We start from the raw sequence: 12,904 nt of genomic DNA on the forward strand, positions 1-12,904 counted from the left end.
GCAATCAGCCTATCGGGGTATGCTAGTCTTCGTCGAGGCGGTACTTGCCCAGGTCCATCCCAAAGGTCAGACCCTTTTCCTCTACAAGGTTTTCGAGTTCGGTCAGCGACTTCTTACCGAAGTTGCGGAACTTCATCATGTCGCTCATGTCCAGCTGCACCAATTCGCCCAGCGTCTTGATATCCGCGGCCTTGAGGCAGTTGTAAGCGCGTACGCTCAGGTCCATATCCGCCAGGGGCGTCTTCAAAACCTTACGCATGTGCAGCGTCTCTTCGTCCACCGTCTCTTCTTCCTCGGCTTTGGCCGTTTCGAAGGTCATGGTGTTGTCCGAGAACAGCATGAAGTGTTGAATCAGAATGTTGGCAGCACCTTTCAGCGCGTCCTCGGGGTGAATCGAACCATCCGTCTGAATCTCGATAAGGAGCTTCTCGTAGTCGGTTTTCTGCTCTACGCGGGTGTTCTCAATGCTGTACTTCACGTTCTTGATGGGCGTGAAGATGGCATCGATGGCAATTTGCCCGAACACTTGGTCGGCAGGACGATTCTCCTCGGCGGGCACGTAGCCCCGGCCTTTCTGAATCGTGAACTCAAATTCCAGCTCGATTGCGGGGTCAATGTTACAGATAACCATCTCTGTATTGAGCACCTCGAAACCAGTCGAGAATTTGTTAATATCGCCGGCCTTGAACGTCTCTTGGCCCTTGATGCGGACCGTGATTTTGTCCTCGATGGCGTCGCTCACTTTCTTGAAGCGAACCTGTTTCAGGTTCAGGATGATTTCGGACATGTCCTCAATCACACCTTCAATTGTCATGAACTCGTGCAACACACTGGAAGTGCGGACCGACGTGATGGCATAGCCCTCCAGCGACGACAGCAGGATGCGGCGCAATGCGTTGCCGATCGTGACGCCGTAGCCTTTCTCCAGCGGTTTGAATTCAAATGTTCCGTAGAAGTCGTCGGATTTCTCCATCACTACTTTCTCCGGCATTTGAAAAGCTAAGATTGACATAAGTGGGGCTTTAAAAATACAACAAGGAAAAAACGAAGTAAGAACCCGACCATAAGCCGGGTTCCAGTAATTACTTCGAGTAAAGCTCGACGATGAGCTGCTCCGTGATTTTCTCCGGAATCAGGTCACGCGAAGGGGCGTTCAAGAACTTGCCCACTAATTCCTTGCCGTCCCACTCCAGCCACGAGAAAGCACGCGCGTTGCGAGCACTCAGGCTGGTGGTAATGGCTTCCAGAGACTTCGACTTTTCGCGAACACCTACTACGTCACCAGCGCGGAGCTTGTACGAGGCGATGTTTACTACTTCACCATTCACCGTGATGTGCTTGTGCAACACCAGCTGGCGAGCAGCACGACGGGTCGGAGCGATACCAAAACGGTAAACCGTGTTGTCCAGACGCGACTCGAGCAGCGCCAGCAGGTTGTCGCCGGTGATGCCGGGCAGAGTAGCTGCTTTGTGGAACAGGTTTTCGAATTGCTTCTCCAGTACACCGTACATGTACTTTACTTTTTGCTTCTCCATCAGCTGCACCGCGTATTCCGACTGCTTCTTGCGGCGGCCACGGCCGTGCTGGCCTGGAGGGTAGTTCTTTTTGTTGAGTGCCTTGCTTGGGCCGAAGATTGGCTCTGCGAAGCGACGGGCAATCTTGGTTTTAGGACCAGTATAACGTGCCATTTCGGGGTATTTGAGTTTTGCAGGGGTTGAACCACGCGTGTCGGGCTCCTCGGATGCGGCTCACCCGTAGGGCAAGCCGGATCGGAAACCCGACACAAGGGCGAACAGAATAGTTCGCGAGTTCAGTATATCAGACGCGACGACGCTTAGGAGGACGGCAGCCGTTGTGGGGCAGCGGGGTCACGTCGCGGATGGTGGTTACCTCAATGCCCACGTTCTGGAGGGTACGGATAGCCGACTCACGGCCAGCACCCGGACCTTTCACGAATACTTCGGCCTTGCGCATGCCCAGGTCGTGGGCCACTTTGGCGCAGTCCGTAGCTGCCATCTGAGCAGCGTAGGGCGTGTTCTTCTTAGAACCTTTGAAACCCATCTTACCAGCCGATGCCCAGGAAATAACCTGACCATTGTTGTTGGTGATGGAGATGATGATGTTGTTGAAGGAAGCCTTGATGTGAATCTGGCCTACCTGCTCAACAACGACAACGCGCTTTTTGGCTTTGTCTTTTCTCTTTTGTGCCATTTGGTTATCGCAAAAAACTGCGGAAGGTGTTGAAGCCGGTTCAGAATCCTGAACCGGCTTCGATTCCCGCTACAATTTATTTAGTAGCTTTTTTCTTGTTGGCAACGGTTTTCCGCTTGCCTTTGCGCGTGCGCGAGTTGTTCTTGGTACGCTGACCACGAACTGGCAGACCTTTGCGGTGACGCAGACCACGGTAGCAACCGATGTCCATCAAACGCTTGATGTTCAGCTGCACTTCCGAGCGCAGAACACCTTCGGTCTTAATTTCGGCAGCAATGATGCTGCGGATTTCGCCAGCTTCTGCTTCCGTCCAATCCTTTACTTTCTTGTTCAGGTCGATGCCGGCCTTGATCAAGATTTTCTGTGCGGATGGACGGCCGATGCCGAAAATGTAGGTCAGCGCGATTTCACCGCGCTTGTTGTCCGGGATATCTACCCCTGCAATACGAGCCATTTGCTTTATTAAAAAGTCTGGTGCTACTAACCCTGACGCTGTTTGAAGCGTGGGTTCTTTTTGTTGATGACGTACAGCTTGCCGTTGCGGCGAACCAGCTTACAGTCAACACTGCGTTTCTTGACCGAGGTTTTGACTTTCATGTCGTCGGGTTATTTGTAACGGTAAACAATTCGGCCCTTCGACAAGTCGTAAGGGGACATTTCCAGCTTCACCTTATCGCCCGGCAGGATTTTGATGTAGTGCATTCGCATTTTGCCCGAAATGTGAGCAACGAGCTGGTGACCGTTTTCTAATTCCACGCGGAACATGGCGTTTGAAAGGGCTTCCAGAATGACTCCGTCCTGTTCAATGGAGGATTGTTTGGCCATAAGGCTACTGTAAGGCTTTTTCTATGTATTCAAAGGAAGTGAGAATCTCCGCTTTGTCTTTACGTACTACTACTGTGTGCTCAAAGTGAGCCGAAGGTTTGTAATCCTTGGTTCGGATAGTCCAGCCATCCTTCTCTTGCACTACATTCTTCGTTCCCAGATTCACCATGGGCTCAATGGCCAGAACCAGCCCTGCCTGCAGCTTTAGTCCCGCCCCACGCTTACCGTAGTTTGGCACTTCTGGCCGCTCGTGGAGCTTCTGACCAATTCCGTGGCCAACAAGTTCCCGCACAACTCCATAACCCTGTTTCTCAACGTGATTCTGGATGGCGTAACCCAGGTCGCCCATTCGGTTGCCCGCCACTGCCTGTTCAATGCCCAGATACAGTGACTTTTTGGTTTCCTCCAGAAGCTTGAGCACTTCTGGCGCCACCTCCCCTACTGGGTAGGTGTAGGCACTATCGGCGTGGTAGCCGTTCAACAAGACTCCGCAGTCAACCGATACAACATCTCCGCTCTTGAGCTGATAGTCACTCGGGAAACCATGCACCACGACTGAATTAGGCGAGATGCAGAGACTGTATTCAAAACCATTATACCCTTTGAAGGAAGGTAGTCCGCCATGGTCCCGGATGAATTCCTCCGCTCGCTGATCGAGTGCGCGCGTCGTAACTCCTTCCTTGATCATGCCCGCAACTTCTCCGTGGGCTTGAGCCAGCACTTTCGCGCTGGCCCGGATGAGTTCTATTTCTTCTTCGGTCTTGTAAACAATCATGACCGAATTAAGAGGCTAAGGCAACGTTAGGCGTGTTACGGCCGCGTAGCTTACCCGTCTTCATCATGCCATCGTAATGACGCATGAGCAAGTAGCTTTCCACTTGGTTGAGCGTATCCAACACTACCCCTACCATGATGATCAGTGAAGTACCACCGTAGAAAGCAGAGAACGGGCGCGTAACACCAGCAAGCAAAGCCAAAGCCGGGAAAATGGCAATCAGTGCCAGTACAATTGCACCGGGCAGCGTGATGTGCGTCAGAATCTCGTCGATGTGCTCTGAGGTGTCACGGCCGGGTTTGACACCTGGTACGAACCCTCCACTGCGTTTCAGGTCATCCGCAATCTGATTGGGATTAACGCTGATAGCAGTATAGAAGTAAGTGAAGACAATAATTAGGGTAGCAAACACAAGGTTGTACTGCCACGAGGTATAGTCCGAAAACTTCTGCCCAATGTAGCTGGCTGTATCACTATCGTTCTGCCATACCGAGGCCACAATGGCGGGGACGAACATCAACGATTGAGCAAAGATGATTGGCATTACGCCAGCAGCATTCACCTTAAGAGGAATAAACTGACGCTGGGCGTTGAGCTGGGTAGTACCACCGACTTGCTTAGCATACTGCACCGGAATCCGGCGAACAGCCTGCGTCAGCACAATTACGGCCATTACTACCAAGAACAGCACAACCAGTTCGATCAGGAAAATCAGTGAACCACGCATGCCTTTGGCAGCAGCCTCACCAATAATAGCTCCTGGAAAGCGCGATACAATCCCGATCATAATGATCATGGAAATACCATTGCCGATGCCCTTGTCAGTAATCTTCTCCCCTAACCACATGCAAAACAGCGTGCCGGCTGTAATGATGAGCATTGTGGAAAAGGTAAAGAAGGTGCCGGGAGCAATAATAGCATCCTGGCTGATGGTTGCAATAAAGCCGACCGACTGAGCCATTACGATCGGAATAGTAAGTATCCGAGTGTATTGGTTGATCTTCTTACGGCCTGACTCGCCTTCTTTCTGCAGCTTCTGAAAGTATGGTACTGCAATGGTTAGCAGTTGCAATACAATTGATGCCGAGATATACGGCATGATGCCCAAAGCAAAGATTGAGGCATTGCTGAAAGCACCGCCAAGCAGCGTATCCAGAATACCAAACAACCCCTCTGCCCCACCATCTTTCAGGCGCGTCGGATCGACACCAGGCAGGACTACGAAGGAACCCAGCCGATAGATGGCAATGAAAAAAAGCGTATTGAAGATCCGCGTACGCAGATCTTCAATCGCAAAAATGTTCTTTATCGTTTCGATAAACTTTTTCATCGCCGATAAGACTTTACAGCGTCACAGCTTTACCACCAGCTTTCTCAATGGCTTCAACAGCCGATTTCGAGAATGCATGGGCGTGTACTTCCAGAGCAGTGGTAACTTCACCACGACCCAGAATTTTGATTTTGGCGTTTTTCGACACCAAACCAGCTGACACGAAGTAAGCAACGTCCATAGTGGAAGTGCTGCTCTTCTCGTTCAGGCTGGTCAGAGCATCCAAATTGATGCCTTTGTATTCCACACGGTTGATGTTCTTGAAGCCGAACTTCGGAACTCGACGCTGCAGAGGCATCTGGCCACCTTCGAAGCCAGACTTCTTGGAATAACCCGAACGAGACTTTTGACCTTTGTGACCACGCGTCGACGTGCCGCCGCGGCCGGAACCCGTACCACGGCCAAGACGCTTATTATTGCGCGTTGAGCCTTCGGCGGGTGAGAGATTGCTGAGATTCATATCGAGGGTAATCCTAGAGTTCAGTTACTTCCAAGAGGTGCTGCACAGCGGCCACCATACCGGCAACCTGAGGCGTGTTTTCAACAGCCTTCGTGCTACCAATTTTACCGAGGCCCAGGGCCTTAACGGTACGCTTTTGACGCTCAGGGCGGTCAATAACGCTTTTCACGAGTTTGATTTGGATCTGCGCCATCGCTGCTTAACCGTTAAAAACTTGGGCAAGAGTGATACCACGCTGCTGGGCAATCTGCATGGGGTCACGCATCTTCAACAGAGCGTCGAAAGTTGCCTTTACTACGTTGTGGGGGTTCGAAGAACCTTTCGACTTAGCAAGTACATCCTTGATACCAGCGCTTTCAAATACGGCACGCATAGCACCACCAGCAATTACACCGGTACCAGCTGCGGCTGGCTGTACCAACACGAAGCCACCGGAATATTTGCCTTCCATCACGTGGGGAACGGTGTGCTTATACAGCGGCACCTTCACCAGGTTCTTTTTAGCGTCGTCAATGCCTTTGGCAATAGCATCGGTTACTTCGTTGGCTTTGCCGAGGCCGTAGCCTACAGTGCCGTTGCCGTCACCTACTACTACGATGGCCGAGAAGCTGAAGCGACGACCGCCTTTTACTACTTTGGCAACGCGGTTGATAGCTACTACCTTCTCTTTCAGATCGGATTCGCCGGCGCGAGGCGCCTGGTCACGGTTGCCACCACGGTCATTGCCACCACCCCGACGGTCATTACCGCCACGGTCATTGCCACCACCACGGGGGTTGTTGTTAAATTCTGCCATGATGATTTAGAAATTGAGGCCGCCTTCGCGGGCTCCTTCTGCCAATGATTTTACGCGGCCGTGGTAGAGGTAACCCGAACGGTCAAATACCACTTTCGAAATTCCTTTTTCCTGAGCACGGGAGGCAAGTTCTTTGCCTACTGCGGCAGCTAGGGCGACTCCGTTGCCCTCTTCCACCGAAACGTGCTTCGAGGAAGCAGCCGCCAACGTACGGCCAGTGGTGTCGTCAATAATCTGAGCATAGATGCCCGTATTGCTGCGGAACACTGACAAACGTGGACGCTCGGACGTGCCAGCCACCTTGGTGCGGATGATGCGCTGGATCCGTTTTCTTCTAGTTGCTTTATCGAAAGCCATGATGCGAAATTATTTCGAAGCCGTTTTACCAGCCTTACGACGAATTTGCTCACCCACGAAACGCACGCCTTTGCCTTTGTAGGGCTCAACTTTGCGCAGCGAGCGAATCTTAGCAGCTACCTGACCCAGCAATTGATTATCAATGCTGTTCAGCGTAACAATTGGGTTCTTACCTTTTTCGGTTACGGCCGTAGCAGTAACTTCTTTCGGCAGGGCCAGGAAGATGTTGTGCGAGTAACCCAGCGACAATTCCAGCGTAGTACCGGCCATTGCTGCTTTGTAACCTACACCTACCAGCTCCAGCTTCAGCTCAAAACCGTTGCTTACACCATTGACCATGTTGTTGATCAAAGAGCGGTACAAACCGTGCATGGCCTTATGGCGCTTCTGCTCGGTAGGACGCTCAACAACCAGCTGGCCATCGGCTTGGGTAAGGGTAATGTCGCGGTCAACCGGGGTAGTCAGGGTGCCTTTCGGGCCCTTCACCGTAACGGTGTTTTCGTTGCTTACTTCAACCTGAACGCCCGAAGGCAGGCTGATCGGCAGTTTACCAATGCGTGACATAGTCTCGTTTTTCCTCGATTAGTAAACGTGGCACAATACTTCGCCACCCACGTTCTGGGCTTTCGCCTCTTTCTCCGTCATTACCCCTTTCGAGGTCGACAGGATGGCAATACCCAAGCCGCTGAGTACACGCGGCATGTTCTCCACGTGAGCATACTTACGCAGACCAGGGGTGCTTACGCGCTCCAGTTTGGTGATAGCAGGCAGCTTCGTAGTAGGGTTGTACTTCAAGGCAATCTTGATGGTGCCCTGTACCGAAGAGTCATCAAAGCGGTAGCTCTGGATGTAACCCTTGTGGTAAAGCACTTTCGTGATTTCCTTTTTGATGTTGCTGGCCGGAATTTCGACTACCCGGTGGTTTGCCTTGATGGCATTGCGCACCCGGGTCAGGAAGTCGGCAATTGGATCTGTATTCATTGTGTAGATGAGAGCAGCCCATTTTTTAGGGAGCCGCAAAGATATGAAAATTTCGCCGCCATTTGAAAGTGGCGACGAAATTTTCGGTTAAGACTACTTGGCTCGACTTATTGAGGCTCGGCCAATGGTTTCTTTCGGCAACCTGCCAAATATCACTGCCTTAGTGTGAGTAAGGCAAAAGCTGTATTACCAGCTCGACTTCGTTACGCCGGGGATCTTACCAGCCAGCGCCATTTCGCGGAACGTAACGCGGCTGATGCCGAACTTACGCATGTAACCACGAGGACGGCCGTTAATCTTATCCCGGTTGTGGACGCGTACGGGCGAGGCGTTGCGGGGCAACTTATCCAGGCCTTCGTAGTCGCCGGCGGCTTTCAGAGCCTTACGCTTCTCAGCATAACGCTCTACCGTGGCGATGCGCTTTCTTTCTCTTGCTTTGACGGATTCCTTAGCCATTGTTCTGTTTCTTGGCGTTAGCGAACGGCATTCCGAAAGCTTTGAGGAGCTCATAGCTCTGCTCGTCGTTCTCGGCGGTCGTTACGAAGGTAATGTCCATACCCGAGATTGACTTGATCTTGTCGATCGAAATTTCGGGGAAAATGATCTGCTCCTTGATGCCGAGGGTATAGTTACCACGGCCGTCAAAGCCCTTATCATTGATGCCTTTGAAGTCACGCACCCGGGGGAGAGCAACCGTCAGCAAACGGTCCATGAACTCGTACATCTGCTCACCGCGCAAGGTTACGCGGGCGCCGATGGGCATGCCTTCACGGAGTTTGAAGTTCGACACCGAACGCTTGGCAATGGTCGCAACGGCTTTCTGACCGGTGATGGTCGTCAACTCGTCCACGCCATTGTCAACCAGCTTCTTGTCGGCTACTGCCGAGCCAATACCGCGGTTGATGCAGATCTTGGTGATGCGTGGTACCTGCATGATGCTCTTGAACTGGAATTTCTCCTGGAGCGCGGGTACTACTTCTTTTTGATATATATCTTTCAGTCGGGCCATTGTCGTCGTACCGGGTTAGGCGTTTTTCGATTCAACTGCCTTCACGTTGGATACGTGGATGGGAGCTTCGATCTTGGTGATACCCCCTTGCGGGTTCTTAGCACTGGGTTTGTTGTGCTTGGTCACCAGGTTCAGGCCTTCCACGATAACGCGCTGCGTTGAACGGTTTACCGACTTGATAACGCCGGTCTTGCCACGCTCATCACCAGCAATTACCAGAACGGTATCACCGGTTTTGACGTGCAGTTTCACGGGCTGAGCTTTCGTCTTCGTTGCCATATGCTTAGAGAACTTCAGGAGCTAGTGAAACAATCTTCATGAACTGACGCTCACGCAACTCACGAGCTACGGGGCCGAAGATACGGGTGCCACGGGGCTCATCGTTGTTGTTGAGCAGCACGGCGGCGTTGTCGTCGAAGCGGATGTACGAACCGTCCTTGCGGCGTACTTCCTTCTTCGTACGAACTACCACAGCCTTCGATACAGTGCCTTTTTTGGCGTTGCCCGAAGGAATAGCCGACTTGATCGAAACAACGATCTTGTCGCCTACGCTGGCGTATTTCTTGCCCGTGCCACCGAGGACACGGATGCAGAGAACTTCTTTGGCGCCGCTGTTATCAGCGACGGTCAGACGGGATTCTTGCTGTATCATCTTACTTGGCGCGTTCTACAATTTCTACCAATCTCCAGCGCTTGTTCTTGCTCAGCGGGCGGGTCGACATAATGCGAACCGTATCGCCTTCGCCACACTCGTTATTTTCGTCGTGAGCCATAAACTTGGTCGACTTGGTAACGAACTTGCCGTAGATCGGGTGTTTCATTTTGCTTTCCACTACTACCGTGATGGACTTGTCCATTTTGGTAGAAGCTACGCGCCCGATGATTTCTTTCCGCAGGTTCCGCTCTTCGGCGGTTGCTACCTGCTGTTCTTCGTTGCTTGCCATCGTTATTTAGCAGTTTGGTTTGCCTGCTCGTTTTCGCGACGGGTCAACTCAGTCTGCAGACGAGCTACGTTACGGCGGCTATGCTTCAGGCGAACTGGGTTTTCCAGGGGAGAAATGGCATGCGCGAAACGCAGTGCCTGGCCGCTGGCTTGTTCAGTTTTGATTTGCTCCTTCAGCGCTTCTAGCGAAAGGGCTTGGATTTCTGCGTTCTTCATCTTACTTGTTCTCTTCGTAGTCGCGACGAACAACAAACTTAGTTCTCACTGGCAGCTTCTGCGCAGCTAAACGCAGGGATTCCTGAGCCACTTCCAGCGGCACACCGTCCGACTCGAACATGATGGTACCGGGCTTCACGCAGGCTACCCAATATTCTGGGGAACCCTTACCCTTACCCATGCGAACCTCAGCGGGCTTCTTGGTGATTGGCTTATCGGGAAAAATACGGATCCATACTTGACCTTCCCGTTTCATAGCGCGGGTCATGGCGATACGAGCTGCCTCAATCTGGCGAGCCGTAATCCAAGCCACTTCCAACGACTTGATAGCGAAGGAACCGAAGTCTATGGAGCTGCCGCGGTAGGCTAGGCCTGTTACGCGACCCTTTTGCATCTTGCGATACTTGGTCCTTTTCGGTTGTAACATGAGTTATCGAAAATTGAAATTCAGAAAAAGAGAAAAGGACTAGCGACGTGGGCCGCCTTGACCGCCACCGCGGTTAGCACCACCAGCACCTGGGGCACCACCGCCACGACGCTGACCACCGCCGGCTTGACCGCCACGGTTGTCGCCGCCACCCTGACCACCGCGGTTGTCACCGCCACGGTCATTGCGAGGGCCGCGTGGGCCACGGTCACCACCACGGTCACCACGCTCACCGCGTGGGCCACGGTCGTTACCACCGCCACGCGTATCGTTACCCTGGTTGGCAGGCTGCTGGTTAGGCGACAAGTCGGGCTTGCCAAATACCTCACCACGCATGATCCACACCTTGATACCGATTTTGCCATACACAGTCTGAGCTTCCGACAGAGCATAGTCGATGTCAGCGCGCAGCGTGTGCAGCGGGGTACGTCCTTCTTTGTACTGCTCGGAGCGGGCAATCTCAGCACCACCCAAACGACCACCGCACTGCACCTTGATGCCTTCAGCACCCACGCGCATTGCGCCTTGGATGGCCTGCTTCATGGCGCGACGGAAGGAGATACGAGCCTGCAGCTGCTGGGCGATGCTTTCGCCTACCAGCTTGGCGTCGAGTTCCGGACGCTTAATTTCAAAGATGTTGATCTGAACGTCCTTATTGGTGATCTGCTTCAGCTCGTCTTTGATCTTATCAACCTCTGCACCGCCTTTACCGATTACCACACCCGGACGAGCCGTGTTGATGGTAATGGTGATGCGCTTCAGAGTACGCTCAATCACGATGCGGCTAATGCCACCTTTCGGGATACGAGCCATAACGTATTTGCGGATTTTTTCGTCCTCCACCAGTTTGTCGGCAAAGTCCTTGCCGCCATACCAGTTCGAGTCCCACCCTTTGATGACGCCCAAACGGAAGCCAACCGGATTTACTTTCTGTCCCATAGTGCTTATACGGTGGCTTCAGCCGAGGTTTCGTTGGATTTCTTAGCCGAGCTGCGACGAGTAGTTTTCTTCGGAGCCTCAGCAACAGCGTCGGTAGCTGGTTTGGTTTCAGCAGCCTGCTTTACAGCAGCCTTGCTTCCCAGAGCCTCTACTTTCGTGTCGATAGTCAGCGTCACGTGGTTGCTACGCTTGCGGATGCGGTGGCCACGGCCCTGAGGGGCGGGACGCAGACGCTTCAGCTGACGCCCTTCATCAACGAAAATCTCTTTGATGTAGAGGTTAGCATCCTCGATGCGCTCGTCCTCGTTCTTCTGCTGCCAGTTGGCCAGAGCCGACAGGAGCAGTTTCTCGATTTTCTCAGCACCCGAGTTAGCTTCGAACTTCAGCAAGCCCAGAGCACGGGTCACTTTCTGACCACGTACCAGGTTGGCTACCATACGCATCTTGCGAGGCGAGGTAGGCACATTACGGAGTTTAGCGGTAGCTTCCATATTAGCGCTTGCCTTTATCTTTCTTGGCGATGTGGCCGCGGAAGTTACGGGTGGGAGCAAACTCACCGAGTTTGTGACCTACCATGTTCTCCGTTACATACACCGGGATGAACTTATTGCCGTTGTGAACAGCGAAGGTGTGGCCTACGAAGTCGGGCGAAATCATCGAGCGGCGAGACCAGGTCTTCACCACCGACTTTTTGCCGGAATCTTCCATTGCCGTGACTTTCTTCTCGAGCCGGAAGTCAATGTACGGCCCTTTTTTTAGCGAACGTGCCATTGGTTACTTCTTGCCTTTACGGTTAACGATGAGCTGCTCGGAGTACTTGTTCTTGTTGCGGGTCTTCTGACCCTTGGAGAAGATACCGTTGCGGCTACGCGGGTGACCACCCGACGACTTACCTTCACCACCACCCATTGGGTGATCCACTGGGTTCATGGCAACACCACGAACACGTGGGCGACGACCCAACCAACGGTTACGACCGGCTTTGCCGAGACGAACGTTCATGTGGTCACCGTTAGAAACCGTACCAACCGTAGCCATGCAGGTAACGAGTACCATGCGCATCTCACCGGAAGGCAATTTCAGGGTTGCGTATTTCTCTTCACGAGCTACCAGCTGGGCATAAGTGCCAGCCGAGCGCGCCATCGAAGCACCGCCACCGGGCATCAGCTCGATGTTGTGAACGATCGTACCCAGCGGAATTTCGCGCAGGGTCAGAGCATTACCAACTTCAGGAGCAACACCAGGACCCGATACGACTACCGTACCTACAGCCAGACCGGCGGGCGCAATGATATAGCGCTTTTCGCCGTCAGCGTAGCTCAGCAGAGCAATGCGGGCAGTGCGGTTCGGATCGTATTCAATCGTCTTGACAGTAGCTGGAACACCAGCCTTGTCGCGCTTGAAGTCGATTACCCGATACTTCTGCTTGTGACCACCGCCGATGTAGCGGTTAGTCATTTTTCCGGATTCATTCCGGCCACCGGATTTTTTCAGGGGTGCCAACAGCGACTTCTCCGGCGTCGACGTCGTAATCTCGTCGAACGCGGGTGCGATGCGGAAGCGCTGACCCGGTGATGTTGGTCTTAGTTTTTTGAGTGCCATTTTATCTTAAAATGCGCGTTTCGTTCGGTTGCC

At 52.9% G+C, this 12,904-nt stretch carries 25 protein-coding genes; all 25 read right to left on the bottom strand.

The window, feature by feature from the left end; all coding sequences use genetic code 11:
• Positions 1-22: 22 nt before the first annotated feature.
• On the bottom strand, positions 23-1,012 hold the full coding sequence (locus LGH70_RS01120; protein ID WP_226172181.1) for a DNA-directed RNA polymerase subunit alpha: 990 nt from the start codon (positions 1,010-1,012) through the stop codon (positions 23-25).
• A 70-nt stretch (positions 1,013-1,082) separates the two neighbouring features.
• Complete coding sequence (gene rpsD, locus LGH70_RS01125; protein ID WP_135464453.1) at positions 1,083-1,688, bottom strand: 30S ribosomal protein S4; 606 nt, start codon at positions 1,686-1,688, stop codon at positions 1,083-1,085.
• A 130-nt stretch (positions 1,689-1,818) separates the two neighbouring features.
• Entirely contained in the window at positions 1,819-2,211 is a 393-nt protein-coding gene (gene rpsK, locus LGH70_RS01130; protein ID WP_100337301.1) for a 30S ribosomal protein S11, read from the bottom strand.
• Positions 2,212-2,287: 76 nt separating this feature from the next.
• Complete coding sequence (rpsM, locus tag LGH70_RS01135; RefSeq protein WP_226181882.1) at positions 2,288-2,665, bottom strand: 30S ribosomal protein S13; 378 nt, start codon at positions 2,663-2,665, stop codon at positions 2,288-2,290.
• 26 nt (positions 2,666-2,691) lie between these two features.
• Positions 2,692-2,808, bottom strand: a complete 117-nt coding sequence (rpmJ, locus tag LGH70_RS01140) for a 50S ribosomal protein L36 (protein ID WP_046246595.1) — start codon at positions 2,806-2,808, stop codon at positions 2,692-2,694.
• Positions 2,809-2,817: 9 nt separating this feature from the next.
• Positions 2,818-3,036, bottom strand: a complete 219-nt coding sequence (infA, locus tag LGH70_RS01145; protein ID WP_086592757.1) for a translation initiation factor IF-1 — start codon at positions 3,034-3,036, stop codon at positions 2,818-2,820.
• 4 nt (positions 3,037-3,040) lie between these two features.
• Positions 3,041-3,811, bottom strand: coding sequence for a type I methionyl aminopeptidase (gene map / locus LGH70_RS01150; RefSeq protein WP_226181884.1), 771 nt, complete (start codon positions 3,809-3,811; stop codon positions 3,041-3,043).
• Between the two features lie 7 nt (positions 3,812-3,818).
• Positions 3,819-5,141, bottom strand: a complete 1,323-nt coding sequence (secY, locus tag LGH70_RS01155) for a preprotein translocase subunit SecY (RefSeq protein ID WP_226181886.1) — start codon at positions 5,139-5,141, stop codon at positions 3,819-3,821.
• Positions 5,142-5,154: 13 nt separating this feature from the next.
• Positions 5,155-5,601, bottom strand: a complete 447-nt coding sequence (gene rplO / locus LGH70_RS01160; protein WP_226181888.1) for a 50S ribosomal protein L15 — start codon at positions 5,599-5,601, stop codon at positions 5,155-5,157.
• Between the two features lie 13 nt (positions 5,602-5,614).
• The gene (gene rpmD / locus LGH70_RS01165; protein ID WP_100337296.1) at positions 5,615-5,794 is read right to left on the bottom strand and encodes a 50S ribosomal protein L30; all 180 of its coding nucleotides are present in this window, start codon (positions 5,792-5,794) and stop codon (positions 5,615-5,617) included.
• A gap of 6 nt (positions 5,795-5,800) precedes the next feature.
• Positions 5,801-6,397, bottom strand: coding sequence for a 30S ribosomal protein S5 (gene rpsE / locus LGH70_RS01170; protein ID WP_226181890.1), 597 nt, complete (start codon positions 6,395-6,397; stop codon positions 5,801-5,803).
• 6 nt (positions 6,398-6,403) lie between these two features.
• Positions 6,404-6,754, bottom strand: coding sequence for a 50S ribosomal protein L18 (gene rplR, locus LGH70_RS01175; RefSeq protein ID WP_100337295.1), 351 nt, complete (start codon positions 6,752-6,754; stop codon positions 6,404-6,406).
• Positions 6,755-6,763: 9 nt separating this feature from the next.
• Complete coding sequence (rplF, locus tag LGH70_RS01180; protein WP_100337294.1) at positions 6,764-7,318, bottom strand: 50S ribosomal protein L6; 555 nt, start codon at positions 7,316-7,318, stop codon at positions 6,764-6,766.
• An 18-nt stretch (positions 7,319-7,336) separates the two neighbouring features.
• Positions 7,337-7,735: a 30S ribosomal protein S8 gene (gene rpsH / locus LGH70_RS01185; protein ID WP_226181892.1), complete on the bottom strand. Its 399-nt coding sequence runs from the start codon at positions 7,733-7,735 to the stop codon at positions 7,337-7,339.
• Positions 7,736-7,921: 186 nt separating this feature from the next.
• Entirely contained in the window at positions 7,922-8,191 is a 270-nt protein-coding gene (rpsN, locus tag LGH70_RS01190; protein ID WP_135464447.1) for a 30S ribosomal protein S14, read from the bottom strand.
• Positions 8,184-8,744 carry a 50S ribosomal protein L5 gene (gene rplE / locus LGH70_RS01195; protein ID WP_100337291.1) on the bottom strand — a complete coding sequence of 187 codons (561 nt, stop codon included), beginning with the start codon at positions 8,742-8,744 and terminating at the stop codon, positions 8,184-8,186. The genes rpsN and rplE overlap by 8 nt, the downstream gene beginning before the upstream one ends.
• Before the next feature lie 15 nt (positions 8,745-8,759).
• Positions 8,760-9,023 (bottom strand): 50S ribosomal protein L24, encoded by a 264-nt coding sequence (rplX, locus tag LGH70_RS01200; RefSeq protein WP_100337290.1) that lies wholly within the window; start codon positions 9,021-9,023, stop codon positions 8,760-8,762.
• A gap of 4 nt (positions 9,024-9,027) precedes the next feature.
• Positions 9,028-9,396 (bottom strand): 50S ribosomal protein L14, encoded by a 369-nt coding sequence (rplN, locus tag LGH70_RS01205; RefSeq protein ID WP_073107059.1) that lies wholly within the window; start codon positions 9,394-9,396, stop codon positions 9,028-9,030.
• Position 9,397: 1 nt separating this feature from the next.
• Complete coding sequence (gene rpsQ / locus LGH70_RS01210; protein ID WP_226181894.1) at positions 9,398-9,688, bottom strand: 30S ribosomal protein S17; 291 nt, start codon at positions 9,686-9,688, stop codon at positions 9,398-9,400.
• Positions 9,689-9,690: 2 nt separating this feature from the next.
• Complete coding sequence (gene rpmC, locus LGH70_RS01215; RefSeq protein ID WP_226181896.1) at positions 9,691-9,903, bottom strand: 50S ribosomal protein L29; 213 nt, start codon at positions 9,901-9,903, stop codon at positions 9,691-9,693.
• A gap of 1 nt (position 9,904) precedes the next feature.
• Positions 9,905-10,330 carry a 50S ribosomal protein L16 gene (gene rplP / locus LGH70_RS01220; RefSeq protein WP_135464445.1) on the bottom strand — a complete coding sequence of 142 codons (426 nt, stop codon included), beginning with the start codon at positions 10,328-10,330 and terminating at the stop codon, positions 9,905-9,907.
• Between the two features lie 39 nt (positions 10,331-10,369).
• Positions 10,370-11,269, bottom strand: a complete 900-nt coding sequence (gene rpsC / locus LGH70_RS01225; RefSeq protein WP_226181898.1) for a 30S ribosomal protein S3 — start codon at positions 11,267-11,269, stop codon at positions 10,370-10,372.
• Positions 11,270-11,274: 5 nt separating this feature from the next.
• The gene (gene rplV, locus LGH70_RS01230; RefSeq protein WP_226181900.1) at positions 11,275-11,760 is read right to left on the bottom strand and encodes a 50S ribosomal protein L22; all 486 of its coding nucleotides are present in this window, start codon (positions 11,758-11,760) and stop codon (positions 11,275-11,277) included.
• Between the two features lies 1 nt (position 11,761).
• Positions 11,762-12,040 carry a 30S ribosomal protein S19 gene (gene rpsS, locus LGH70_RS01235; protein ID WP_044515463.1) on the bottom strand — a complete coding sequence of 93 codons (279 nt, stop codon included), beginning with the start codon at positions 12,038-12,040 and terminating at the stop codon, positions 11,762-11,764.
• A gap of 3 nt (positions 12,041-12,043) precedes the next feature.
• A complete protein-coding gene (rplB, locus tag LGH70_RS01240; RefSeq protein WP_226181902.1) occupies positions 12,044-12,871 on the bottom strand; it encodes a 50S ribosomal protein L2 in 828 nt (275 codons plus the stop codon).
• Positions 12,872-12,904 lie beyond the last annotated feature (33 nt).

The sequence above is a fragment of the Hymenobacter nitidus genome, assembly GCF_020447315.1.
Classification (GTDB): Bacteria; Bacteroidota; Bacteroidia; order Cytophagales; family Hymenobacteraceae; genus Hymenobacter; species Hymenobacter nitidus.

Bases quoted from the DNA above. Each gene is read 5' to 3' on its own strand.
- LGH70_RS01120 (WP_226172181.1), bottom strand. From the start codon at position 1,012: ATGTCAATCTTAGCTTTTCAAATGCCGGAGAAAGTAGTGATGGAGAAA.
- rpsD (WP_135464453.1), bottom strand. From the start codon at position 1,688: ATGGCACGTTATACTGGTCCTAAAACCAAGATTGCCCGTCGCTTCGCA.
- rpsK (WP_100337301.1), bottom strand. From the start codon at position 2,211: ATGGCACAAAAGAGAAAAGACAAAGCCAAAAAGCGCGTTGTCGTTGTT.
- rpsM (WP_226181882.1), bottom strand. From the start codon at position 2,665: ATGGCTCGTATTGCAGGGGTAGATATCCCGGACAACAAGCGCGGTGAA.
- rpmJ (WP_046246595.1), bottom strand. From the start codon at position 2,808: ATGAAAGTCAAAACCTCGGTCAAGAAACGCAGTGTTGACTGTAAGCTG.
- infA (WP_086592757.1), bottom strand. From the start codon at position 3,036: ATGGCCAAACAATCCTCCATTGAACAGGACGGAGTCATTCTGGAAGCC.
- map (WP_226181884.1), bottom strand. From the start codon at position 3,811: ATGATTGTTTACAAGACCGAAGAAGAAATAGAACTCATCCGGGCCAGC.
- secY (WP_226181886.1), bottom strand. From the start codon at position 5,141: ATGAAAAAGTTTATCGAAACGATAAAGAACATTTTTGCGATTGAAGAT.
- rplO (WP_226181888.1), bottom strand. From the start codon at position 5,601: ATGAATCTCAGCAATCTCTCACCCGCCGAAGGCTCAACGCGCAATAAT.
- rpmD (WP_100337296.1), bottom strand. From the start codon at position 5,794: ATGGCGCAGATCCAAATCAAACTCGTGAAAAGCGTTATTGACCGCCCT.
- rpsE (WP_226181890.1), bottom strand. From the start codon at position 6,397: ATGGCAGAATTTAACAACAACCCCCGTGGTGGTGGCAATGACCGTGGC.
- rplR (WP_100337295.1), bottom strand. From the start codon at position 6,754: ATGGCTTTCGATAAAGCAACTAGAAGAAAACGGATCCAGCGCATCATC.
- rplF (WP_100337294.1), bottom strand. From the start codon at position 7,318: ATGTCACGCATTGGTAAACTGCCGATCAGCCTGCCTTCGGGCGTTCAG.
- rpsH (WP_226181892.1), bottom strand. From the start codon at position 7,735: ATGAATACAGATCCAATTGCCGACTTCCTGACCCGGGTGCGCAATGCC.
- rpsN (WP_135464447.1), bottom strand. From the start codon at position 8,191: ATGGCTAAGGAATCCGTCAAAGCAAGAGAAAGAAAGCGCATCGCCACG.
- rplE (WP_100337291.1), bottom strand. From the start codon at position 8,744: ATGGCCCGACTGAAAGATATATATCAAAAAGAAGTAGTACCCGCGCTC.
- rplX (WP_100337290.1), bottom strand. From the start codon at position 9,023: ATGGCAACGAAGACGAAAGCTCAGCCCGTGAAACTGCACGTCAAAACC.
- rplN (WP_073107059.1), bottom strand. From the start codon at position 9,396: ATGATACAGCAAGAATCCCGTCTGACCGTCGCTGATAACAGCGGCGCC.
- rpsQ (WP_226181894.1), bottom strand. From the start codon at position 9,688: ATGGCAAGCAACGAAGAACAGCAGGTAGCAACCGCCGAAGAGCGGAAC.
- rpmC (WP_226181896.1), bottom strand. From the start codon at position 9,903: ATGAAGAACGCAGAAATCCAAGCCCTTTCGCTAGAAGCGCTGAAGGAG.
- rplP (WP_135464445.1), bottom strand. From the start codon at position 10,330: ATGTTACAACCGAAAAGGACCAAGTATCGCAAGATGCAAAAGGGTCGC.
- rpsC (WP_226181898.1), bottom strand. From the start codon at position 11,269: ATGGGACAGAAAGTAAATCCGGTTGGCTTCCGTTTGGGCGTCATCAAA.
- rplV (WP_226181900.1), bottom strand. From the start codon at position 11,760: ATGGAAGCTACCGCTAAACTCCGTAATGTGCCTACCTCGCCTCGCAAG.
- rpsS (WP_044515463.1), bottom strand. From the start codon at position 12,040: ATGGCACGTTCGCTAAAAAAAGGGCCGTACATTGACTTCCGGCTCGAG.
- rplB (WP_226181902.1), bottom strand. From the start codon at position 12,871: ATGGCACTCAAAAAACTAAGACCAACATCACCGGGTCAGCGCTTCCGC.